Here is a 21,041-nt window from a genome sequence, read left to right as displayed (position 1 = left end):
ATATTAGCTGCTTGCTTAATATGCGCTCCACGCCTCGCGAAACTCCCGTCCCACACATTGCCGCAGGCGCATTCAAGGAGCACGACCATGAGCGCAACCCTCCGTAGCCTGGAAGGCCAGGACGAAGCCAGCATCCTGCGCGAAATCCAGAGTGCCCTGCACGGCCTGCGTTTCGGCTCGGTGGAGATCACCGTGCACAACGGCCAGGTGGTGCAGATCGAACGCAAGGAAAAATTCCGCCTGCAGCAACCGAACCCACGCAGCAACTGATTCACCGATTTTCTTTTGAGGCCTGCGCAGCAGGCTTGAGGCCCGACCGGACAGCCGGAGGGCGTTTCGACAAACACACAACAACCAGCCCTAGCCAACACCTAATTCCAATTTCCAGGAGCTTGAAGATGTCGATTCGCCGTTTCGCCCTCGCCGCCCTCGCCAGTGCCCTGATCGCCGGCCCGGCTGCCGCCGCCACCGAACTGCTCAACGTGTCCTACGACCCGACCCGTGAGCTCTACCAGGAATACAACGCCGCCTTCGCCAAGCACTGGAAGGCCGAAGGTGGCGACGATGTGAAGATCCAGCAATCCCACGGCGGCTCCGGCAAGCAGGCCCGCGCCGTGATCGACGGCCTGAAGGCCGACGTGGTGACCCTCGCCCTCGCCGGCGATATCGACGAGCTGCAGAAGCTCGGCAAACTGATCCCGGAAAACTGGCAGACGCGCCTGCCGCAGAACAGCACCCCCTACACCTCGACCATCGTGTTCCTGGTGCGCAAGGGCAACCCCAAGGGCATCAAGGACTGGGGCGACCTGACCAAGGACGGTGTCGAAGTCATCACCCCGAACCCGAAAACCTCCGGCGGCGCCCGCTGGAACTTCCTGGCCGCCTGGGCCTGGGCCAAGAAGGAGTACGGCAGCGACGCCAAGGCCCAGGAATACGTGAAGGCGCTGTACAAGCACGTACCGGTGCTGGATACCGGCGCCCGTGGCTCGACCATCACCTTCGTCAACAACCAGATCGGCGACGTGCTGCTGGCCTGGGAAAACGAAGCCTTCCTGGCCCTGAAGGAACAGGGCGGCGAGAACTTCGAGATCGTCGCGCCGAGCCTGTCGATCCTGGCCGAGCCGCCGGTGTCGGTGGTGGACAAGAACGTCGACAAGAAGGGCACCCGCAAGGTCGCCGAAGCCTACCTGCAGTACCTCTACAGCGAGGAAGGCCAGCGCATCGCGGCGAAGAACTTCTACCGCCCGCGTAACGAGAAGATTGCGGCCGAGTACGCCAAGCAGTTCCCGAAACTCGACCTGGTGACCGTGGACAAGGACTTCAACGGCTGGAAGGAAGCCCAACCCAAGTTCTTCAACGACGGCGGCATCTTCGACCAGATCTACCAGGCGCAGTAACCAATGTGCCGACCGGGATGATGGGTATCGCAAGCTCCACCCATCCTACGTAACTACGGCTTCCTCGTAGGATGGGTCGGGCGGCGCTCCGCGAGCGGAGCGATACCCATCGAACGGGCTCCACGGAAGGAGCGAAAACCAGGCCTGATCCACGGATCGGGCCTGTTTGCTGGAAACGGCTCGACGGGGCCGGCCCCAGAGAAACCAAGCGTTCCAACGCAGAGTAAGGACAGAACATGTCGCGACGCATTTCACCGGTCATACCCGGCTTCGGGCTGACCCTGGGATACACCCTGGTGTATCTCAGCCTGCTGGTCCTGATCCCCCTGGGTGCCCTGTTCCTCAAGACCACGCAGCTCTCCTGGGAGCAATTCTGGGCCATCATCAGCGCCCCCCGCGTACTCGCCGCCCTCAAGCTCAGTTTCGGCACCGCCCTGGCCTCCGCCGTGATCAACGGCATCATCGGCACGCTGCTGGCCTGGGTGCTGGTGCGCTACGACTTCTTCGGCCGCAAGGTGATCGACGCCATGGTCGACCTGCCCTTCGCGCTGCCGACGGCGGTGGCCGGTATCGCCCTCACCGCCCTCTATGCGCCGGCCGGCCCGGTGGGCCAGTTCGCCACCGACCTCGGCTTCAAGATCGCCTACACCCCGCTGGGTATCACCCTGGCCCTGACCTTCGTCACCCTGCCCTTCGTGGTGCGGACCGTGCAGCCGGTGCTGGCGGACATCCCCCGCGAAGTGGAAGAGGCCGCCGCCTGCCTGGGCGCCCAACCGGTGCAGGTCTTCCGCCACGTGCTGCTGCCGGCCCTGCTGCCGGCCTGGCTGACCGGCTTCGCACTGGCCTTCGCCCGGGGTGTGGGTGAGTACGGCTCGGTGATCTTCATCGCCGGCAACATGCCGATGAAGACCGAGATCCTGCCGCTGCTGATCATGGTCAAGCTGGACCAGTACGACTACACCGGCGCCACCGCCATCGGCGTGCTGATGCTGGTGGTGGCCTTCGTCCTGTTGCTGCTGATCAACCTGCTGCAACGCCGTATCGAGACCCCGTGAGGAGAGCGCCATGAGTTCTGCAAGCCTGACCGCCGCGTCCTCCGCCAACGCCGCCCGCCGGGGCAGCGCCTGGGGTCGCCGCATCCTGATCGCCGCTGCCTGGCTGGCCTTCGCCCTGTTCCTCCTGCTGCCGTTGCTGGTGGTCCTGGGCGAGGCGTTGAAGGACGGCCTGGGCACCTTCTTCGCCGCCATCTTCGAGCCGGATGCCCTTTCCGCGCTGAAGCTGACCCTGATCGCCGTGTTCATCTCGGTGCCGCTCAACCTGGTGTTCGGCGTGGCCGCCGCCTGGTGCGTGAGCAAGTACGAGTTCCGCGGCAAGAGCCTGCTGGTGACCCTGATCGACCTGCCGTTCTCGGTCTCGCCGGTGATCGCCGGCCTGATCTATGTGCTGCTGTTCGGCGCCCAGGGCTACTTCGGGCAATGGCTGAGCGACCGCGACATCCAGATCATCTTCGCCGTGCCCGGCATCGTCCTGGCCACCATCTTCGTCACCTTCCCCTTCGTCGCCCGCGAATTGATCCCGCTGATGCAGGAACAGGGCACCCAGGAAGAAGAAGCCGCACGCCTGCTGGGCGCCAACGGCTGGCAGATGTTCTGGCACGTGACCCTGCCGAACATCAAATGGGGCCTGATCTACGGCGTGGTGCTCTGCACCGCGCGGGCCATGGGCGAGTTCGGCGCGGTGTCGGTGGTTTCCGGCCATATCCGTGGCGTCACCAACACCCTGCCGCTGCATGTCGAGATTCTCTACAACGAGTACAACCACGTCGCCGCCTTCAGCGTCGCCAGCCTGCTGCTGGTGCTCGCGCTGTTCATCCTGCTGCTCAAGCAGTGGAGCGAGTCGCGCCTGTCCCGTCTCAAGTCGAATGCTGATGAGGAGTAACTGATGAGCATCGAAATCCGTAACGTCAGCAAGAACTTCAATGCCTTCAAGGCCCTCAACCAGATCAACCTGGATATCCACAGCGGCGAGCTGGTCGCCCTGCTCGGCCCGTCCGGCTGCGGCAAGACCACCCTGCTGCGGATCATCGCCGGCCTGGAAACCCCGGACGTCGGCAGCATCGTGTTCCACGGCGAGGACGTCTCCCAGCACGACGTGCGTGATCGCAATGTCGGCTTCGTGTTCCAGCACTACGCCCTGTTCCGCCACATGACGGTGTTCGACAACGTCGCCTTCGGCCTGCGCATGAAGCCCAAGCGCGAACGCCCGAGTGAGAAGCAGATCGCCGAGAAGGTCCACGAGCTGCTGAACATGGTGCAGCTGGACTGGTTGGCCGACCGCTACCCGGAGCAGCTCTCCGGCGGCCAGCGCCAGCGTATCGCCCTGGCCCGTGCCCTGGCGGTGGAGCCGAAGATCCTCCTGCTGGACGAACCCTTCGGCGCCCTCGACGCCAAGGTGCGCAAGGAGCTGCGCCGCTGGCTGGCGCGGCTGCACGAAGAGATCAACCTGACCTCCGTGTTCGTCACCCACGACCAGGAAGAAGCCATGGAAGTGGCCGACCGCATCGTGGTGATGAACAAGGGCGTGATCGAGCAGATCGGCTCGCCGGGCGAGGTCTACGAGCACCCGTCCAGCGACTTCGTCTATCACTTCCTCGGCGACTCCAACCGCCTGCACCTGGGCGACGACCAGCACCTGCTGTTCCGTCCCCATGAAGTCTCCCTGTCGCGTCAGGAAGTGGCCGAACACCGCGCCGCCGAAGTCCGCGACATCCGCCCCCTGGGCGCGATCACCCGCGTGACCCTCAAGGTGGACGGCCAGGACGAACTGATCGAGGCCGAAGTGGTGAAGGACCACGACAGCCTGGTGGGCCTGGTGCGGGGCGAGACGCTGTTCTTCAAGCCCAAGGTCTGGCAGAAGGCGGCGGGGTTCTAAGCTTCCCTGCCAAGCCGCCCTCTCCCCTTCAGGGAGAGGGCAGCCCGCCCCCTCCTGCATTCCACACTTCACTCCACCCCGAATCATCCCGCCGTCCGCGCGGCAACAATGGCCACGACCCCACCGGCGCATCAACGTGCGCCCCACACAAGGAGTGAAACCGTGGCCGAACAACTGATTACCTACCTGCCCCTGATCACCGCCACCTTCCTGCTCGCCGGCACCGTGAAGGGCGTCGTCGGCCTGGGCCTGCCGACCATCTCCGTCGGCCTGCTGGGCCTGGTGATGCCACCGATGCAGGCCGCCGCCCTGCTCATCGTGCCGTCGATGGTCACCAATATCTGGCAGCTCGCCGCCGGCAGCAGCCCACTGGCCATGCTGCGGCGCCTGTGGCCGATGATGGCGGGGATCTGCGTCGGCACCTGGGCCATGACCTGGGTGGTGAATGCTGCTGAACTGCCCGAAGCCACGACCCTGCTGGGCGTCGCCCTGGTGGCCTACTCCCTGCTCGGGCTGGCCTCGGTGCGCTTCAGCGTGGCACCGGCCAATGAAGGCTGGCTGGGCCCGGTGATCGGTGCCGTCACCGGCGCCCTGACGGCGCTGACTGGCGTCTTCGTGATCCCCGCAGTGCCGTACCTGCAAGCCATCGGCCTGGAGAAGGACGAACTGGTGCAGGCCCTCGGCCTGTCGTTCACCGCCTCCACCCTCGCCCTGGCGGCGAGCCTTGGCCACAGCGGAGAACTGCTGCAACCGGCGGTATTCGGCGCTTCCTTGCTGGCCCTGCTGCCGGCCCTGCTCGGCATGGCCGGCGGCCAGTGGCTGCGCAAGCGCATCAGCGCCGAGCGCTTCCGCCGGTGGTTCTTCATCGGCCTGCTGCTGCTCGGCACCGACCTGGCCCTGCGCGGCCTGGTCTGAACCGGGGGTGCCCCGTCCCGCAACAAATCACTCTTTCGGGTAATAGCCTGGAGATCCCGGCACAGTAGGCTGTGCCGGCCCCCTCCGCGACTCCTCAGAAAAACAACAACAGGAGCACCCGAGATGATTCGCAAGGTCCTGCTGTACCCGCTGTTCTGCTTTCTCCTCGGCTTCCCCTACCTGGCCGGCGCCAACGACCTGCCACCGCTGGAACTGGCGCAGGTACACGCCTGCCGTGCCACCAGCAGTTTGCTGCTGTTCCGTGGCGAAGGATTCCAGGAGGTTCATTCGGCCCGCCTGCAGGCGGACCTCAAGGCACTGGACGCCGCCTTCCAGCGCATCGACCAACCCGGCGAAACACTGCGCAAGGCCCGTGACAACCTTGTTACCCAGCTCAACCGGGGCGTTTCCTTCGGCCACAAGGAAGAGGACGTGCCCTGGCGCTATCCCCAGGAGCTGGCCAAGGCCCTGCGCGACTTCCTGATTGCCGCCCGCACCCACTTGGGCAATGCCGGGGCCGAGGAGCTGCCGGCCAAGGTGGAATACCTCAACGTGCAGTACCTGAGCCGCGCCTATATCGGCACCTTCGAGATTTCCCGGGAGAACGGCGACAGCTACGTCGGCCAGGACGAACGCCTCCTGCTGCCGGACATCGACCAGCAACTGGCGCCGCTGGACGACAAGGCCGACCCGGCAGTGGCCAAGCTGAAGACCCGCTGGAGTTTCCTGAGGGCGGCCTTGAGTGACCTGAACAGCCAGAGCAATGCCCTGGTCAGCGCCTCCGGCCGACCTTACGCGCCTGTGGTGGTGGACCGCCATGCGCGGTCGATGAGTGGGCAGTTGCTGGCGCTGGGCAAGTGATGGCTCGGCACGGCGGAAAGTACCCTCCCCCCAGCCCCCTCCCCGGAGGGGCTGGGGGGAGGGTCACAAAGACAAGTCAGACCGCAGCCTTCTTCTCCCGAATACAGGTCGGCCCTGCGCGCTCTTCCACGGCGCGCTCCACGCCCTTGCGCAGCCCCAGCAGGAAGCCCAGCTCCGCCACCACGAACAGCGGCCCGATGATCAGCCCGGTGAGGTCGTCGACGAAGGCCGGCTTGCGCCCCTCGTAGTAGTGGCCGACGAACTGGATCACCCAGCCCACCACGAACAGCGCCAGCCCCGTGCCGAGCCAGGTAGCGGTGCCCTGCACGGCGAGGGTGGCGCCGATCCACAGGCTGATGGCGAGCAGCCCCGCCATCACCACGCCGTAGCGCAGGTCGAGGCGGACGTAGTAGAGCGCCGAAAGCAGGCCCACCAGCGCTGCCGGCGACAGCCAGAGGCCGAAGGCCTCGGTGCCCGGACGCGACAGCAGCACGGCCACCGCCACTACGATCAGCGGGATACCGACGAAGTGGGTGGCGATATTGCGCCGGTCGCGGTGGTATTCGGCGTACTGGCCAAGTTGATCGATGAGGGTTTTCATTGTTCTGCTCCTCGGGTTTGCAGGCAGTTGCGCCGATAATCGCGCCATACCCAGGAAAACCTCTGTCAGCTAGCCGACAAAGCCCATGACTGAATTCAAGCACCACCGCGACCTGCTGCTCACCGGCCAATGGTTCAGCCAGCTTCCCGCTGCGCTGCAGGACGAACTCCTGGCCATCGCCCAGTTGCGCCGGCTGGAGCCCGGGCAACGCCTGTTCCGCCGTGGCGATCCGCCCTGCGGGCTCTATGCGGTGCTGGAAGGCGCGATGCGCATCGGGTACGTCAGCGAAAGCGGCAAGGAAGCGCTGCTGATGCTGGTGGAACCGCCCTACTGGTTCGGCGAGATCGCCCTGTTCGACGGCCAGGCACGCACCCACGATGCCTTCGCCGAAGGCCCGGTAACCCTCCTCAATCTGCCCCAGGCGGCGCTGCTGGCCCTGCTGGCCCGACAGCCCGGCTACTGGCGCGATCTCGCCTTGCTGATGTCCCAGAAGCTGCGCCTGGCCTTCATCTCCCTGGAGGAGATGAGCCTGCTCCCGGCGCCCCAGCGCCTGGCCCGGCGGCTGCTGATGATCGCCGAAGGGTATGGCGGGCTCTCCGGTCGGCGGCGGTCGATCCAGCTGGCCCAGGAACAGCTGGCCTCGATGCTGTCGGTGTCGCGCCAGACCACCAACCAGATCCTCAAGGACCTGGAAGCCCAGGGCGTCCTGCGCCTGACCTACGGGGAAATCGAGATTCTCGATATCGAGCTGTTGCAGCGAGCGGCCAATGGCAAACCGTAGCCCTTCTGTGGAATTCATTCGCCAAGGGTGGCGCAGCCGCCCCCTGCGATTGCTCATGGCGAACCTGCGGTCCGCTTGGCGATTGAAATCGCCCCTACAGGAAAACCGCTTCGCCGCGCTCAGCGATAACCTGCGGTGAGGTTTTCCCGATACTGGCTCGGGCTCTGCCCGGTCCAGCGCTTGAAGGCGCGGCTGAAGCTGCTGGTGTCGGCGAAGCCGAGCAGGTAGGCGATCTCGCTGATGGAGCAGCGCGGGTCACGCATGTGGGCCAGCGCCAGCGCCTGGCGCGTATCGCCCAGCAACTGCTCGTAGCTGCAGCCCTCGTCCGCCAGATGCCGCTGCAGGCTGCGCAGGCTGAGGTGCAGGGACTGGGCAATCCGCTCGGCGGACGGCTCGCCATTGGGCAGCTGGGCCTCCAGGCAGGCACGCACCTTGCGGGCCCAGGTGGGCTGCTGGAGCTGTTCCAGGGTGCGCCTGAGCACCGCTTCGTTGTGTTCGGCCAGTTCGGAATTGGCGTCGTCCAGGGGCCGCTCGAAATCCTCCACCGCGAACTCCAGCATGTCTTCCTGTGCCTCGAAGACCAGTGGCGCGCGGAACACCTGCTGCCAGGGCTGCGGGTCCGCCGGGGTTGGCCGGCGCAGATGCACGGCGAGCGGCGCGTAATCACGGCCGATGCGATTGCGGCAGGTGCGCACGTAAATGGCGGCGAAGGCATCCACCGCCTCGGGAGCGGGCTGGACGCCGTCGGCGGGCACCCGCAGGTGGAACAGGTAGCGCTCGCCCTGGCGGGTGAGTTCCAGCTCCACTGCATCGCTCACCACCTGGTGGTAGCGCACGATGCGCTCGAAGACTTCCCGCAACGTGGCGCTGGCCACCAGGGCGTAGCCCAGGGCGTGGAAGGTGGTGGGGCTGACGTAGGCGGAAATCTTCAGGCCCAGCGCCGGGTCACGGCTGGCTGCCACCGCCAGCTCCCACAGGCGCGTGGTGGCGGACAGCGGGTAGCGGGCGTTGGGGTCGTCCATCAGCGCCGGGTCCAGTCCTGCCTGGCGGCACAGGGCGGCGCTGTCGAGGCCGAGCGCGTCCAGCTGCTTGCGCAGGGCGCGGGTCCAGCTGGCGAGGGTGGTGGGTTCACTCATGCAGGTTGGCGTTTCCGGTCAACAGGTTGGCGTGCTCGGTCGGGCGCGGCACCGGCTTGCGCCGGCAGAGTAAGACCATCGTCAACAAGAGGATGGAAGCATGTCCCGCACACCCGCAAGTCCCCGGATGCTGAATGACCAGCAGCGATCGGCCCATATTCGTGAAGTGGTGATGGCCCATGGCAACGCGCTGCGCCAGCGTTACCCCGTGCTGAACCATCAGGACACCCTCGGCGCCGGCATCCTCGCCTTCGCGCTGGCCGGCATGGTCGGCTCCGCCCTGCTCTACCTCAATGAGCAGATCGCCTGGTGGGCCTGCCTGCTCCTCAACGCCTTCTTCGCGTCGCTGACCCATGAGCTGGAGCACGACCTGATCCACAGCATGTACTTCCGCAAGCGCAAGGTGCCCCACAACCTGATGATGGCGCTGGTGTGGATGGCGCGGCCCAGCACAATCAACCCCTGGATCCGCCGCCACCTGCACCTGAATCACCACAAGGTGTCCGGCTCCGAGGCCGACATGGAGGAGCGCGCCATCACCAACGGCGAACCGTGGGGACTGGCGCGGCTGCTGATGGTAGGGGACAACGTGATGTCCTCGCTGATCCGCATGCTGCGGGCGAAGACCTGGGCGCAGAAGCGCAGCATCCTGGCGCGCACCCTGAAGGTCTACGCGCCCCTGGCGCTGCTGAACTGGGGCACCTGGTATGTCTTCCTCGGCTTCCATGCCATCGATGCGCTGGCCTCGGCCTTCGGCGCGCCCGTCGCCTGGTCCGCCGGCACCCTGGAGGCGATGACGGTCGTCGATATCGCGGTGGTGGTGCTGGTGGGGCCGAACGTCCTGCGCACCTTCTGCCTGCACTTCGTCAGTTCCAACATGCACTACTACGGCGATATCGAGGCGGGCAACGTGATCCAGCAGACCCAGGTGCTCAACCCCTGGTGGCTGTGGCCGCTGCAGGCCTTCTGCTTCAACTTCGGCAGCACCCACGCCATCCACCATTTCGTGGTCAAGGAACCCTTCTACATCCGCCAGCTCACCGCGCCGGTGGCCCACCGGGTGATGCGTGAGATGGGTGTGCGCTTCAACGATTTCGGCACCTTCGCCCGCGCCAACCGCTGGCACCCGAAGGACAAGCCGGCGACGCAACCCGCCCAACCCACCCTTGGATAGGGCACGGGCGGCAACGCGCCGCCCCTATGATCGCGACAACGCGCGCCCCTGGGCGCGCGCCTTCCCCGAGCACAGCTGCAAGCAAGAGGTAGCGGCATGAAAACCTGGATTTGTGTGGTCTGCGGCCTGATCTACGACGAAGCCAAGGGCTGGCCCGAAGAGGGCATTCCGGCCGGCACCCGCTGGGTCGATGTGCCGGACGACTGGATCTGCCCGGATTGCGGTGTGGGCAAGAACGATTTCGACATGCAGGAAATCTGAATACCGGCGCGCTTCGGTGCTCTTTCGTAGGATGGGTAGAGCGGAGCAAAACCCATCCTACAGAGCTGCCCCTCAAAAGGTCCGCTTGGCGATTGAAATCGCCCCTACAGATGCCGTGACCGTCCGAACTACTCAGAACCTCAAGCTCAGCCGCGCCGTCATCCCGTTATCCCGCGCATCCTCGGCGTAGGTGCCGTTGTAGAAGAGCCCGGCATAGGCCTGTTCGGTGAGCTGGTAGTCCAGCCCCATGTCGAGGCGGATGGCGTCTTCGGTGAGGGCCACGGCGGCGCCGCTTTCGTCCTCCAGGCGACTGTCGCTGAAGGCGTGGCGCCAGCCCGAGCTGATACGCGCCGTCAGACGCCGGCCCGATTCCAGGTCGAAGCGCGTGGTGCCCCGCAGGCCGAAAGTGCTGTAGCCGATCTCGTCGCGCTGGCTATCCAGGGCGCCATGGGAATCGCTGTCCAGTCGCACGTAGGCCAGTTCGCCGAAGCCCTCGGCGCTGAAGTCGCGGTAATCCAGGGAGTAACTGAGTTCGCCGAACAGCTGCCCGCTGTCCGCGTCGGCGGCGCGCTGGTCGCCGTCATGGCCGCTCCAGGCCGCCCCCAGCTTCACACCGATCTGGTTGTAGATCTTGGTGCCGGCGTAGGCACCCAGGTGCAGGCTGTGGATATCCGCATCGGCACCATCCACCTCGACCGAAGTCGCCGAGTAGCCCCCCATGACGCCCGCCAACCACGTCCCCAGCTGGCGCTCGCTGCCCAGCAGCCCGCCGCCGATGTCGCGCTTCCGGCGTGGCGCGCGATGGTCGGCATCCACCGAGCCGTGGCTCCCGTAAGCACGGGCCCAGGCCGGCACCTGGCCCTCTTCCAGGGGCGGCTCGCGAAAGGAGAAGCGGACCTGCTGAATGCGCTCGGAGGCGGCGTCGCGGAGGAAATGGCTGTCTTCCAGCAAGAAGGCGCGACTGCTGGCGGCCAGTGAATCGGCCAGCGCCGGGCTGGCGGCCAACAGTGCGCACAGACCAGCCAGGGTAATGCGTGGCGAATGTTCCTGAGCCATGGCGGACACCTTCGAATCGGAGAATGTGGATAACTCTAGCCGCACGGTGGGCAATTCAATTTCCCGAATCTCCCCCTGGCTTTTTGATTTGCCGGAGATTCGCCGCGCTGGCGCAATGGCCACCTGCATACACAAGGAGCCACACCATGCGCCAGCCCCTTTCCCCCGGCCTCAACGCCCACGCCTCGATGCTGCTCTGGGCGCTGCTGGTGGCGCTGTCGTTCTTCGCCGCCGCCGAGGTGAACCCGACGCTCGACGCCCTGCCCCTGACCGCACTGCGCCTGCTGCTCTCGGGCAGCCTGTTCCTGCCCCTCCTGTTGCTGCGCCGGCCCGGCCGTACCAGCGGACGGGCACTCCTGGCCCATGCCATGCTCGGCGGCCTGCTGGCCCTTTATTTCGGCAGCCTGTTCGAGGCGCTGAAGCACACCAAGGCGCTGGACACCGCGCTGCTCTACGTCAGCGTGCCGCTGCTGACCCTCGGCGGCGAGCGCCTGCTGCTGGGCAAGCCGGTGTTGCAGCGCCTGTGGCCGACCCTGATTGCCGCCCTCGGCGCCCTGGCCCTGCTCGGTCTCGACAACGCCCACTTCGATGCCTACGCCTACAGCCTGTACGGCGTCGGCTGCCTGGCCATGGCGCTCTATGGGCCACTCAGCCAGCGCCTCAAGCCCTGGCTCGGCGCCCAACGCAGCGCTGCGTCCCTGGCCTGCGGCAACCTGCTGGCCGGTGGGCTGCTGCTGGCCCTGGCTTGCACCCTGGGGCAACGCTGGAACGGTTTGCAGGAACTCGCCCTGCGTGACATGGCCTGGCTGATCTACCTGGCGCTGACCGCCACCCTCGCCACCTTCTGGCTGCTGCACCGCGCCATCCACTGGCTGCCGCCCGCCACCGTGATCGCGTACAGCTACCTGAGCGGCCTGTTCGCGCTGCTGCTGCAGAGCTTCTCGCTCCACCAGGCGCCGGCGCCGCTGGCCTGGGCCGGTGCGGCGCTGATCGTGCTTGGCATGGTCTGGCTGGCGCGACTGAGCCCGGCGCGCACGGTGACCGCCTGAGTGCTTGCCATGTCGACTGGCGCGGGTTCTGATGGCGCTCCTGCCCAATGGAACCCGGACATGCTGCTCGCCAACGGACTGCGCAAGATCGATATCCAGGACCTGCTGGTCTTCCTCGAAATCCATGAGCGCCAGCACCTGGGCGAGGTGGCGGAGGTGCTGAACCTGAGCGCCTCCAGCGTCAGCTACAGCTTGAAGAAGCTGCGCGGCACCCTCGCCGACGAGCTCTTCATCGCCACCCGCAGCGGCATGCAGCCCACCCGCAAGGCCCTGGCCATCCGGCCCCACGCGCGGGCCATGGTGGAGTTGATGAACGCCTGTTTCAGCGAATCCAGCGCCTTCGACCCCAGCCAGGCGCCGCGTACGTTCCGACTCTGCGCGCCGGAGTATTTCGAACTGCTGATCCTGCCGCCGCTGCTGCGCCGGCTGAGCGATGCGGGGTACCCGGTCAGCCTGGACGTGCGGCGTCTCGGCCGGGAGATTCCCGCCGAAGCACTGATGCACGGCGAGCTGGACCTGGCGTTGGGCTTCGGCCCGCACCAGCATCGCGCCCACCCGGAGCTGGTCAGCCTGGCGTTGCTGAAGGACGACTTGATCTGCGTCCGCGATGCCGGCAGCGCAGCGGTCCACGACCTGGACGCCTTCTGCGCGCGGCGCCAGGTGTTCCCCACGCCCTGGGATTCGGACCGCAACATGATCGATGGCTGGTTGCAGCAGCAGGGCCGCTCGCGGCAGATCGCCGCGCGCACCAACAACTACCTCGCCGCGCTGCAACTGATTCCCGCCAGCGACCTGCTGCTGGTGCTGCCGGCGCGAGTCCACGAACGCCTGGCCGACGCCCGCACCGTCGCCAATCCGCTGCCCAGTCTGCCGAGCTTTTCCCTGGAAATGCTCTGGGCCCAACCCTTCGACCAGGACCCGGCGAATATCTGGCTGCGGGAGCAAATCCTGAGCGTCTGCGCCGAGCATTCAATGCTCTAGCAGGTCGTCCACCACCCGGCCGAGGAAACCCCGGCTCGCACTCAGCACTTCGGCCTGGGTCTCTTCACTGGCCAGCATTCGCGCGACGACCAATGCACCGACGCACTGGGAAATCAGTGCCCAGGCCAGCTCGCCGTCTTCGAGGATTTCCGCCCAGGCCCGCTGCAACTCCAGCATCCAGTGCTCGGCTTCCTCGCGTACCGGGAGGTCGGCACGGGCGATTTCCGCGCCAAGAGCCGGGATGGCGCAGCCCGTGTCGGGGTTCTGCAGATGGGCCATGCTCAGGTAACGGTCGAGGCAGCGTTCCAGCTTGTCGCGGCAGAAGCCTTCGCCACGGGCCACCTGGCCGATCAGGCTGCGGGACAGCTCGCGCTGGACGATGGCGGTGAAGAGATCGTCCTTCGATGGGAAGTGGCTGTAGAAGGCCCCGCCGGTCAGGCCGATGGCTTTCATCAGGCCGTCGACGCCCGTGGTGGAAAAACCGCCACGCTTGGCGATCGCACCGCTGCTTTCCAGCAGTTTCTGGCGGGTTTCTTCCTTGTGGGTGGCTGAGTAACGCACGACGACCTCCGGTGGACTGGCTTGACGCGTTGGCGAGCATAGCATAACGTCCGTTCAGCTAACGATCGTTCAGTAAAGGTGAACAGCATGGCTAGCGAGACCGAAAACAAGAAAGTCGTACTGGTAATTGGTGCGGGCGACGCCACCGGCGGCGCCATCGCCCGGCGCTTCGCCCGCGAGGGCTATGTGGCCTGCGTGACCCGGCGCAGCGCCGACAAGCTGCAGCCCCTGGTGGATGCCATCCGCGCCGAGGGCTTCGAGGCCCACGGGTTCGGCTCCGACGCGCGCAAGGAAGAGGACGTTGCCGAACTGGTGGAAACCATCGAGCGGGACATCGGCCCGATCGAAGCCTTCGTCTTCAACATCGGCGCCAACGTACCCTGCAGCATCCTCGAAGAAACCCCGCGCAAATACTTCAAGATCTGGGAGATGGCCTGCTTCTCGGGCTTCCTCACCAGCCAGGCGGTGGCCAAGCGCATGGTCACCCGCGAGCGCGGCACCCTCCTGTTCACCGGCGCCACCGCCGGCCTGCGAGGCGCCGCCGGGTTCGCCGCCTTCGCCGGAGCCAAGCACGGCATCCGCGCCCTGGCCCAGAGCATGGCCCGCGAGCTGGGGCCGCGGAATATCCACGTGGCCCACGTGGTGGTGGATGGCGCCATCGACACCGAGTTCATCCGCGAGTCCTTCCCCGAGCGCTACGCGCTGAAGGACCAGGACGGCATCCTCGATCCCGAGCACATTGCCGAGAATTACTGGTATCTGCACAGTCAGCCTCGGGATGCCTGGACGTTTGAGCTGGATCTGCGCCCCTGGATGGAACGCTGGTAGAAGTTACTAACGGCCGGCTGCGCCACGCCCATGCGGCGTTGGCGCGGCTCGCTCGGCCTCGATCTCGTGCCAACACTTTCGGCAAGGACAAAAAATGACCAAGACCGTCGAATTCTTCTTCGACTTCGGCAGCCCCAGCACCTACCTGGCCTGGACCCAGCTGCCCGCCATTTGCGCCAAGGCAGGCGCGCGCCTGGTGTATCGCCCCATGCTGCTCGGTGGTGTGTTCCAGGCCACCGGCAACGCCTCGCCCATCGAGATTCCCGCCAAGGGCCGCTACACCATGATCGACTTCCAGCGCTTCGCCCGGCGCTATGGTGTCCCGCTCGAGTTCAACCCGCACTTCCCGATCAACACCCTGCTGCTGATGCGTGGTGCCATCGGCATCCAGATGCGCCAGCCGGAACGCTTCGAGGCCTATCTGGCGGCTGTGTTCACGGCGTTCTGGCAGGACAAGCGCAATCTCGGCGACCCGGCGGTGCTGGCCGCCACCCTGGATGCCGCCGGCTTCGACCCACAGGCGATCCTTGCCCTGACGAGTGACCAGGAGGTGAAGGACGCCCTCAAGGCGGCCACCGAGGAAGCCGTGAAGCGCGGCGCGTTTGGCGCGCCCACCTTCTTCGTCGGCAACGAGATGTACTTCGGCCAGGACCGCCTGGATTTCGTCGAGGAGGCGCTGGCCTAGGTGGTCGCCGGTTTCGGCAGCGACGCCAGCAGCGTGGCGTCGAGGCCGAGCATCCGTGCCGCCTTGTGCCGGGCGAGACTGCTGGCGTCTTCGCCCTCGGGAAGCTCGGCCGCGAGCTTGGCCATGTGAACGATGAGGGCTTCCCTGGAATAGACGCCACCGCCCAGCTGGTACGCCGCTGCGATCAGTTGGCGCAGTTCCAGCGGCAGGCGCCAGCGGGTACGCAGCGCGGAGCCAAAGGGAGCGGCATGTTCGCGAAGGGCGTCCGCCACCTGCTCGGCCGTCAACTCCGCGCCCCCCAGGTCACGCCAGCTCTGGATGCTGCGCAGCACCGCCAAATCCCCCAGCAGGTGCAGAAGCCCCGCCGTGAAGCAGCGCTCGTCGTCGCCCTCCAGACGCTGGGCCAGCCAGTGCGCCAGCTCGGCGGTGCGCCGGGACTGGCTCCAGAGGCGTTCGCCGAACGGCAGCAACACGGGGTCGCTCAGGCCGACGCTGCGCTGCAGGGCCAGGCCCAGGGCGAGGTTGAGGCTGTGCTTCGCACCCAGCCGCGCCAGCGCCTGGGAGAGGGTCTGACAACTGTCGCCCAGGTGCTGGGCAGCACTGTTGGCTGCGGCAATCAGTTGGCCGGTGATCTGCGGGTCCTGGCGGAACAGCGGCTCCAGTTCGGCGAGATCGCGCGTGTAGACCTTCATGGCAAGTTCCAACTCGTCCCGCACCACGGGCAGCAGCGGCGCACCCGCTGAGGAGTCCCGGGCTTCCGCCAGGTAGGTGTCCAGGCCCTGCGTGGGCGGCAGGGTCGGCATCGGGCAGGCCACTTCCTCGCCCGGCTCCAGCAGCAGGTTGCGCAGGCGCTGGAGCAGGTCTTCCGCATTGAAGGGCTTGGCCAGGTAGGCGGTGGGCGCCAGCGGCAGGGCGGCACGCACGCTGGCGGCGTCCACCCGGTCGGTGATGAGGAAGAAGGGCACGGGCGGATGGCGACGCTGGCGGCGAACTTCCCGTAGCAGCTCCAGGCCGCCAATGCCGGGCAGGCCGTAGTCGACGATCAGCAGTTCGGGCCAGTCGGCGCGGCAATGTTCGAGCACGCTCTCGCTGTCCTGGAGAATCACGAGCTGCGCGTCGCAACGCGCCTTGCGCACCAGTTCGGTGAGCAGTTCGGCACTCCAGCGATCAGGATCGGCAATCAACACCCTGGGCTCTCGTTCGATTTCCGCCATGCGTGGCCTCGGTAGTCCTGTTCCGCTGTAACTCCCGGACGATTCCTGTACGGCTCGTACAACAAACAAGCACACCAGCAGACTAGACAATGCCGGCGCCCGGAGCCATTCCGACGCCTGCTACACGACGTCAGGTCAGCAGGCGCTCCGGCAGGCGTTCCAGCACAACGGGGTCAAGCCGCAGCAGGCGCGCCGAGCGTTCGTCCAGCAGGCTGGCCGGTGCCTGCCCTCGCGGCAGGCGCAGCAGGGCGGCGCAGAGGTTGAGCACCAGCGCCTCGCGGGAGAACACGCCAGCCCCCAGGCCGTGGAAGGCGGCCACCAGCTCGCGCAGGCCGAAGGGCAATCGCCAACGGATGCGCAGGGCCGAGCCGAAGCCGGCGGCGCGGTGCTGCATCACGTCCAGCAATTCTTCGTTGCTCAGGTGGCCGCCGGCATCCTGCCAGTCCTGCAGGCTGCGCAGCAGGGCCAGTTCACCCATGTTGTGCAAGAGTCCGGCGGTATAGCAAAGCTCCGCATCCAGCTCCAGTTCACTGGCGAGCCAGTAGCCCAGTTCGGCACTGCGCTGGGCGGCCTGCCAGACCAGTTCGGCCAGCTCCGCCAGGCGCGGGTCGCGAAGCCGTGCATTGCGCTCCAGGGCCATGCCGAGCACCAGGTTGAGCGCGCGGGTAACGCCCAGGCGCTGCATGGCTTGCCCCAGTGTCTGGCAGGGCATGCCGTGGTGCTGGGCCGCGCTGTTGGCGGCGGCGATCAGCCGGGCAGTGATCTGGGGATCGCGGGAGAAGATGGCGTCCAGGTCGCGCAGGTCCACCTGGTCGGCTTGCAGGCACTGGCTGACGGCATCGCGCACGTCGTCCAGCAGGGGCGCGCCCTGGCCTTCCTCGCGCACGCTGTCCAGGTATTCCTTCAGGGTGTCCACCAGCAGCGCCGGTGCCTTGTGGCCCACGGCACTTTCCCCCGCCGGCAGCAGGGCCACCAGGCGCTTGCGCAGCTTGGCCGCGTTGAAGGGCTTGCCCAGGTAGGCGGACGGCGCCAGGGGCCGCACGGCGCGCACGCTGGCGGCATCCACGCGGGCGCTGATCAGGACGAAAGGCAGCGCCGGCGTGCGCGGGTGGCGGCGCAGCTGACGCAGCAGCTCGACGCCGTCGATCCCGGCCAATTCGCCGTCGGCGATCACCAGATCCGGCAGGCGGCGCTTGCAGCGCGCCAGGGCCTCGCTGCCATCCGCCACCTGCACCACCTTGGCGTCGGCGCGGACGTCCAGCACCAGTTGGACGAGCAGGTCGGACGTCCAGGGGTCGGCCTCGGCAATCAGGATTTCCGGGGCCTGGGGGGCGGCGGGCATGGATACCTCGGCTGGCGGAAGAGTCGTCCCTGACGGCTTCCACGCTGGGCCGGGAAACGGCCGAAGGGAAAGTCGTATGTATCGTCAGAATTGAAGGCGCGCAGTCTAAACCCGGCCTTGTGCGGTGGGTAGTGGTATAGACCAAGGTGGGATGTGGCTTGCGGCAGGCGGGAGCCGAGCGCCCCGTTCTGCGGGCAAAAAAAGACCCGCCGAAGCGGGTCTTTTTTCACCACCTGAGGGATCAGGCCAGTTCGTCGAAGCACTCGGCGACAATGGCGATGCCCTTGTCCAGTTGTGCGTCGGGAATGGTGACCGGCATCAGGAAGCGGATGACGTTGTAGTAGGTACCGCAAGACAGCAGGATCAGGCCCTTGTCGCGAGCCTTGGCCACGATCTTGCCAACCAGTTCGGCAGCCGGCTTGCTTTCGTCGCCGCCTTCGAACAGCTCGATGGCGACCATCGAACCCAGGCCACGGACGTCGCCGATGACCTTGTGCTTGGCTGCGATGTCACGCAGACCGGCCTTCAGGCGCTCGCCCACGGCCTGGCTGCGCTCCAGCAGTTTCTCTTCGTCGAATACCTTCAGCACGGCCAGGGCCGCGGCGCAGGCGATCGGGCTGCCGGCGTAGGTACCGCCCAGGCCGCCGGGAGCGATGCTGTCCATGACTTCGGCCTTGCCAACTACGCCGGAGATCGGGAAGCCACCGCCAACGGACTTGGCGAAGGTGGTCAGGTCAGGCACTACGCCCAGTTGCTCGGTGGCGAAGAAGGTGCCGGTACGGCCAGCGCCGGTCTGCACTTCGTCGGCGATCAGCAGGATGCCGTGCTGGTCGCACAGGGCGCGCAGGCGCTGCATGAACGGCTTGGAGTTGACGTAGAAGCCACCCTCGCCCTGAACCGGCTCGATGATGATCGCGGCGATGTCCTGGGGCTGGGCATCGTTCTTGAAGATGCGCTCGATGCTGGCGATGGAGTCGTCTTCGCTGATGCCGTGCAGTTCGCACGGAGCCAGGGCACGGAACACGCCGCCCGGCATCAGGCCCATGCCGGCGGAGTACGGAACCACCTTGCCGGTCAGGGACAGAGTCATCATGGTGCGGCCGTGGTAGGCGCCGGTGAAGGCGATCACGCCAGCGCGGCCGGTGGCGGCACGGGCGATCTTCACGGCGTTCTCGACGGCTTCGGAGCCGGAGGTCACCAGCAGGGTCTTCTTGGCGAAGTCACCCGGAACACGCTTGGCGATCTCTTCGCAGAGCTCGATGTAGGGCTCGTACGCCAGCACCTGGAAGCAGGTGTGGGACAGCTTGGTCAGCTGCTCCTGAACGGCCTCGACCACTTTCGGGTGCAGGTGGCCGGTGTTCAGTACAGCGATACCGCCGGCGAAGTCGATGTACTCGCGGCCGTCGACGTCCCAGACAGTGGCGTTCTCGGCGCGCTCGGCGACGATCGGGTGGATCTGGCTGACACCGCGGGCAACAGCAGCGGCACGGCGTTTCAGCAGGGATTCGTTTTTGCTCATAAGTTCCTCACGGCCGCTCATCGGGCGGCGCAGTCTCAAGGATGAATGCCCCCGGTAGGGGCCGTCGCAGCATACGATGATCGACTGCGAAGGCTTGCCGGAGGCCCGTTTGCTTTAAAGGTGGAGCTGGGGCGCCGCGCGCTCTTTCGCGCCTTGCCCCGTCTTTGGATCAGATACCGCCGAGGCAGAGATACTTGATCTCCAGGTAATCCTCGATGCCGTATTTGGAGCCTTCGCGACCCAGGCCCGAGGCCTTCACGCCGCCGAAGGGCGCCACTTCGTTGGAGATCAGGCCGGTGTTGATACCCACCATGCCGTACTCCAGGGCCTCGGCCACGCGGAACACGCGGCCCAGGTCACGGGCGTAGAAATAGGAAGCCAGGCCGAACTCGGTGTCGTTCGCCATGGCGATCACATCGGCCTCGTCCTTGAAGCGGAACAGCGGCGCCAGCGGGCCGAAGGTTTCTTCCTTCGCGACAGCAGCGTTCTTCGGTACGTCGACCAGGATGGTCGGCTCGAAGAAGGTGCCGCCCAGGCTGTGCGGCTTGCCGCCGGCGAGCAGCTTGGCGCCCTTGGAAACGGCGTCGGCGATGTGCTCCTGGACCTTGGCCACGGCCTTCTCGTCGATCAGCGGGCCAGTGGTGACGCCAGCTTCCAGGCCGTTGCCGATGTTCAGCTTGGCCACGGCGGCCTTCAGCTTCTCGGCGAAGGCGTCGTAGATGCCGTCCTGCACGTACAGGCGGTTGGCGCAGACGCAGGTCTGGCCGTTGTTGCGGTACTTGGAGATCAGCGCGCCTTCCACGGCGGCGTCCAAATCGGCGTCATCGAACACGATGAACGGAGCGTTGCCGCCCAGTTCCAGGGACACCTTCTTGATGTCCTTGGCGCACTCGGCCATCAGCTGGCGGCCGATCTCGGTGGAACCGGTGAAGGACAGCTTGCGCACGATGGGGTTGCTGGTCAGCTCGCCACCCACTTCGCCGGCGCTGCCGGTGACCACGCTCAGCACGCCTTTCGGGATGCCGGCGCGCTCGGCCAGTTCAACCAGGGCCAGGGCGGAAAACGGGGTCTGCGAGGCAGGTTTGATCACCATGGTGCAACCGGCGGCCAGAGCAGGGCCGGCCTTGCGGGTGATCATCGCGGAGGGGAAGTTCCACGGGGTGATGGCGGCGGTCACGCCGATCGGCTGCTTGATCACGATCAGGCGCTTGTCCGGCTGGTGGCCGGGGATCACGTCACCGTAGACGCGCTTGGCTTCTTCGGCGAACCACTCGATGAAGGAGGCAGCGTAGGCGATCTCGCCCTTGGCTTCGGCCAGCGGCTTGCCCTGCTCGATGGTCATCAGGCGGCCCAGGTCGTCCTGGTTCTCCATCATCAGCTCGAACCAGCGACGCATCTTGTTGGCGCGTTCCTTGGCGGTCAGCGCACGCCAGGCCGGCAGAGCACGCTCGGCAGCCTCGATGGCGCGGCGGGTCTCGGCGGTGCCCATCTTCGGCACGGTGCCGATGATTTCGCCAGTGGCCGGGTTGTTGACCTTGATGGTCTGGCCGCTGTCGGCGTCCAGCCAGGTGCCATCGATATAGGCTTGCTGGCGGAACAGCTTGGCGTCATTCAGTTGCATCTCTGTCTCCTTCACGCCAGCGCAGTACGGGGCGCCGGGGCAGGTTGTTGTTCTACGGCCAATGCGGGATCCGCCATGACGGAGTCGATTGGAACGGCCCGGTTCATGGAGGGGCAATGGGGCGTTTG

22 protein-coding genes are annotated in these 21,041 nt (G+C 66.4%); 14 read left to right on the top strand and 8 right to left on the bottom strand.

Annotation, left to right across the window (positions count from 1 at the left end):
- Nucleotides 1-87: 87 nt before the first annotated feature.
- From oscA to TQ98_RS00145, 7 genes are all read left to right on the top strand, one after another.
- Nucleotides 88-270, top strand: a complete 183-nt coding sequence (gene oscA, locus TQ98_RS00175) for a sulfur starvation response protein OscA (protein ID WP_044870929.1) — start codon at nucleotides 88-90, stop codon at nucleotides 268-270.
- Nucleotides 271-398: 128 nt separating this feature from the next.
- Nucleotides 399-1,397, top strand: coding sequence for a sulfate ABC transporter substrate-binding protein (locus tag TQ98_RS00170; protein WP_044870928.1), 999 nt, complete (start codon nucleotides 399-401; stop codon nucleotides 1,395-1,397).
- A 236-nt stretch (nucleotides 1,398-1,633) separates the two neighbouring features.
- A complete protein-coding gene (gene cysT, locus TQ98_RS00165) occupies nucleotides 1,634-2,452 on the top strand; it encodes a sulfate ABC transporter permease subunit CysT (RefSeq protein WP_044870927.1) in 819 nt (272 codons plus the stop codon).
- Nucleotides 2,453-2,462: 10 nt separating this feature from the next.
- Nucleotides 2,463-3,335: a sulfate ABC transporter permease subunit CysW gene (gene cysW, locus TQ98_RS00160; RefSeq protein WP_044870926.1), complete on the top strand. Its 873-nt coding sequence runs from the start codon at nucleotides 2,463-2,465 to the stop codon at nucleotides 3,333-3,335.
- Between the two features lie 3 nt (nucleotides 3,336-3,338).
- Entirely contained in the window at nucleotides 3,339-4,328 is a 990-nt protein-coding gene (locus TQ98_RS00155; protein ID WP_044870925.1) for a sulfate ABC transporter ATP-binding protein, read from the top strand.
- Between the two features lie 174 nt (nucleotides 4,329-4,502).
- The gene (locus TQ98_RS00150; protein ID WP_103103118.1) at nucleotides 4,503-5,243 is read left to right on the top strand and encodes a sulfite exporter TauE/SafE family protein; all 741 of its coding nucleotides are present in this window, start codon (nucleotides 4,503-4,505) and stop codon (nucleotides 5,241-5,243) included.
- 123 nt (nucleotides 5,244-5,366) lie between these two features.
- A complete protein-coding gene (locus tag TQ98_RS00145) occupies nucleotides 5,367-6,104 on the top strand; it encodes a hypothetical protein (protein WP_044870923.1) in 738 nt (245 codons plus the stop codon).
- Between the two features lie 76 nt (nucleotides 6,105-6,180).
- On the opposite strand, the gene TQ98_RS00140 is transcribed toward TQ98_RS00145, so the two are convergent.
- Nucleotides 6,181-6,705: an Mpo1-like protein gene (locus TQ98_RS00140; RefSeq protein WP_044870922.1), complete on the bottom strand. Its 525-nt coding sequence runs from the start codon at nucleotides 6,703-6,705 to the stop codon at nucleotides 6,181-6,183.
- A gap of 85 nt (nucleotides 6,706-6,790) precedes the next feature.
- Here TQ98_RS00140 and TQ98_RS00135 point away from each other — a divergent pair, with 85 nt between their 5' ends.
- A complete protein-coding gene (locus TQ98_RS00135) occupies nucleotides 6,791-7,486 on the top strand; it encodes a Crp/Fnr family transcriptional regulator (RefSeq protein WP_044870921.1) in 696 nt (231 codons plus the stop codon).
- Between the two features lie 119 nt (nucleotides 7,487-7,605).
- On the opposite strand, the gene TQ98_RS00130 is transcribed toward TQ98_RS00135, so the two are convergent.
- Complete coding sequence (locus TQ98_RS00130; protein ID WP_044870920.1) at nucleotides 7,606-8,622, bottom strand: AraC family transcriptional regulator; 1,017 nt, start codon at nucleotides 8,620-8,622, stop codon at nucleotides 7,606-7,608.
- A 100-nt stretch (nucleotides 8,623-8,722) separates the two neighbouring features.
- On the opposite strand from TQ98_RS00130, the gene TQ98_RS00125 reads away from it, so the two are divergent.
- Together TQ98_RS00125 and TQ98_RS00120 are read left to right on the top strand one after the other, a co-directional pair.
- On the top strand, nucleotides 8,723-9,796 hold the full coding sequence (locus tag TQ98_RS00125; RefSeq protein WP_044870919.1) for a fatty acid desaturase: 1,074 nt from the start codon (nucleotides 8,723-8,725) through the stop codon (nucleotides 9,794-9,796).
- A 96-nt stretch (nucleotides 9,797-9,892) separates the two neighbouring features.
- A complete protein-coding gene (locus TQ98_RS00120) occupies nucleotides 9,893-10,057 on the top strand; it encodes a rubredoxin (protein ID WP_044870918.1) in 165 nt (54 codons plus the stop codon).
- 132 nt (nucleotides 10,058-10,189) lie between these two features.
- On the opposite strand, the gene TQ98_RS00115 is transcribed toward TQ98_RS00120, so the two are convergent.
- Complete coding sequence (locus tag TQ98_RS00115) at nucleotides 10,190-11,113, bottom strand: autotransporter domain-containing protein (RefSeq protein WP_044870917.1); 924 nt, start codon at nucleotides 11,111-11,113, stop codon at nucleotides 10,190-10,192.
- A 146-nt stretch (nucleotides 11,114-11,259) separates the two neighbouring features.
- On the opposite strand from TQ98_RS00115, the gene TQ98_RS00110 reads away from it, so the two are divergent.
- Nucleotides 11,260-12,162 (top strand): DMT family transporter, encoded by a 903-nt coding sequence (locus TQ98_RS00110; RefSeq protein ID WP_044870916.1) that lies wholly within the window; start codon nucleotides 11,260-11,262, stop codon nucleotides 12,160-12,162.
- A 60-nt stretch (nucleotides 12,163-12,222) separates the two neighbouring features.
- Nucleotides 12,223-13,143: a LysR family transcriptional regulator gene (locus tag TQ98_RS00105; protein WP_044870915.1), complete on the top strand. Its 921-nt coding sequence runs from the start codon at nucleotides 12,223-12,225 to the stop codon at nucleotides 13,141-13,143.
- Here the strand turns inward: TQ98_RS00105 and TQ98_RS00100 are convergent.
- Nucleotides 13,132-13,704, bottom strand: a complete 573-nt coding sequence (locus TQ98_RS00100) for a TetR/AcrR family transcriptional regulator (protein WP_044870914.1) — start codon at nucleotides 13,702-13,704, stop codon at nucleotides 13,132-13,134. The two genes, TQ98_RS00105 and TQ98_RS00100, sit on opposite strands and share 12 nt — an antisense overlap.
- An 87-nt stretch (nucleotides 13,705-13,791) precedes the next feature.
- On the opposite strand from TQ98_RS00100, the gene TQ98_RS00095 reads away from it, so the two are divergent.
- Nucleotides 13,792-14,532, top strand: a complete 741-nt coding sequence (locus TQ98_RS00095) for an SDR family oxidoreductase (protein WP_044870913.1) — start codon at nucleotides 13,792-13,794, stop codon at nucleotides 14,530-14,532.
- Nucleotides 14,533-14,626: 94 nt separating this feature from the next.
- Nucleotides 14,627-15,217, top strand: coding sequence for a 2-hydroxychromene-2-carboxylate isomerase (locus TQ98_RS00090; protein ID WP_103102822.1), 591 nt, complete (start codon nucleotides 14,627-14,629; stop codon nucleotides 15,215-15,217).
- Here the strand turns inward: TQ98_RS00090 and TQ98_RS00085 are convergent.
- From TQ98_RS00085 to gabD, 4 genes are all read right to left on the bottom strand, one after another.
- The gene (locus TQ98_RS00085) at nucleotides 15,214-16,431 is read right to left on the bottom strand and encodes an HDOD domain-containing protein (protein ID WP_044870910.1); all 1,218 of its coding nucleotides are present in this window, start codon (nucleotides 16,429-16,431) and stop codon (nucleotides 15,214-15,216) included. The genes TQ98_RS00090 and TQ98_RS00085 overlap by 4 nt on opposite strands.
- A 130-nt stretch (nucleotides 16,432-16,561) precedes the next feature.
- Complete coding sequence (locus TQ98_RS00080; protein WP_044870909.1) at nucleotides 16,562-17,773, bottom strand: HDOD domain-containing protein; 1,212 nt, start codon at nucleotides 17,771-17,773, stop codon at nucleotides 16,562-16,564.
- A 241-nt stretch (nucleotides 17,774-18,014) separates the two neighbouring features.
- Nucleotides 18,015-19,292, bottom strand: coding sequence for a 4-aminobutyrate--2-oxoglutarate transaminase (gene gabT, locus TQ98_RS00075; protein WP_103102821.1), 1,278 nt, complete (start codon nucleotides 19,290-19,292; stop codon nucleotides 18,015-18,017).
- Nucleotides 19,293-19,461: 169 nt separating this feature from the next.
- Nucleotides 19,462-20,913 carry an NADP-dependent succinate-semialdehyde dehydrogenase gene (gabD, locus tag TQ98_RS00070; RefSeq protein ID WP_044870906.1) on the bottom strand — a complete coding sequence of 484 codons (1,452 nt, stop codon included), beginning with the start codon at nucleotides 20,911-20,913 and terminating at the stop codon, nucleotides 19,462-19,464.
- Nucleotides 20,914-21,041: the final 128 nt, after the last annotated feature.

The sequence above is a fragment of the Pseudomonas sp. LFM046 genome, assembly GCF_000949385.2.
In the GTDB taxonomy this organism is placed as follows: domain Bacteria; phylum Pseudomonadota; class Gammaproteobacteria; order Pseudomonadales; family Pseudomonadaceae; genus Metapseudomonas.
The sequence above is the reverse complement of the archived record's forward strand: the minus strand, read 5'-3'. Positions and strand labels throughout refer to the sequence as shown.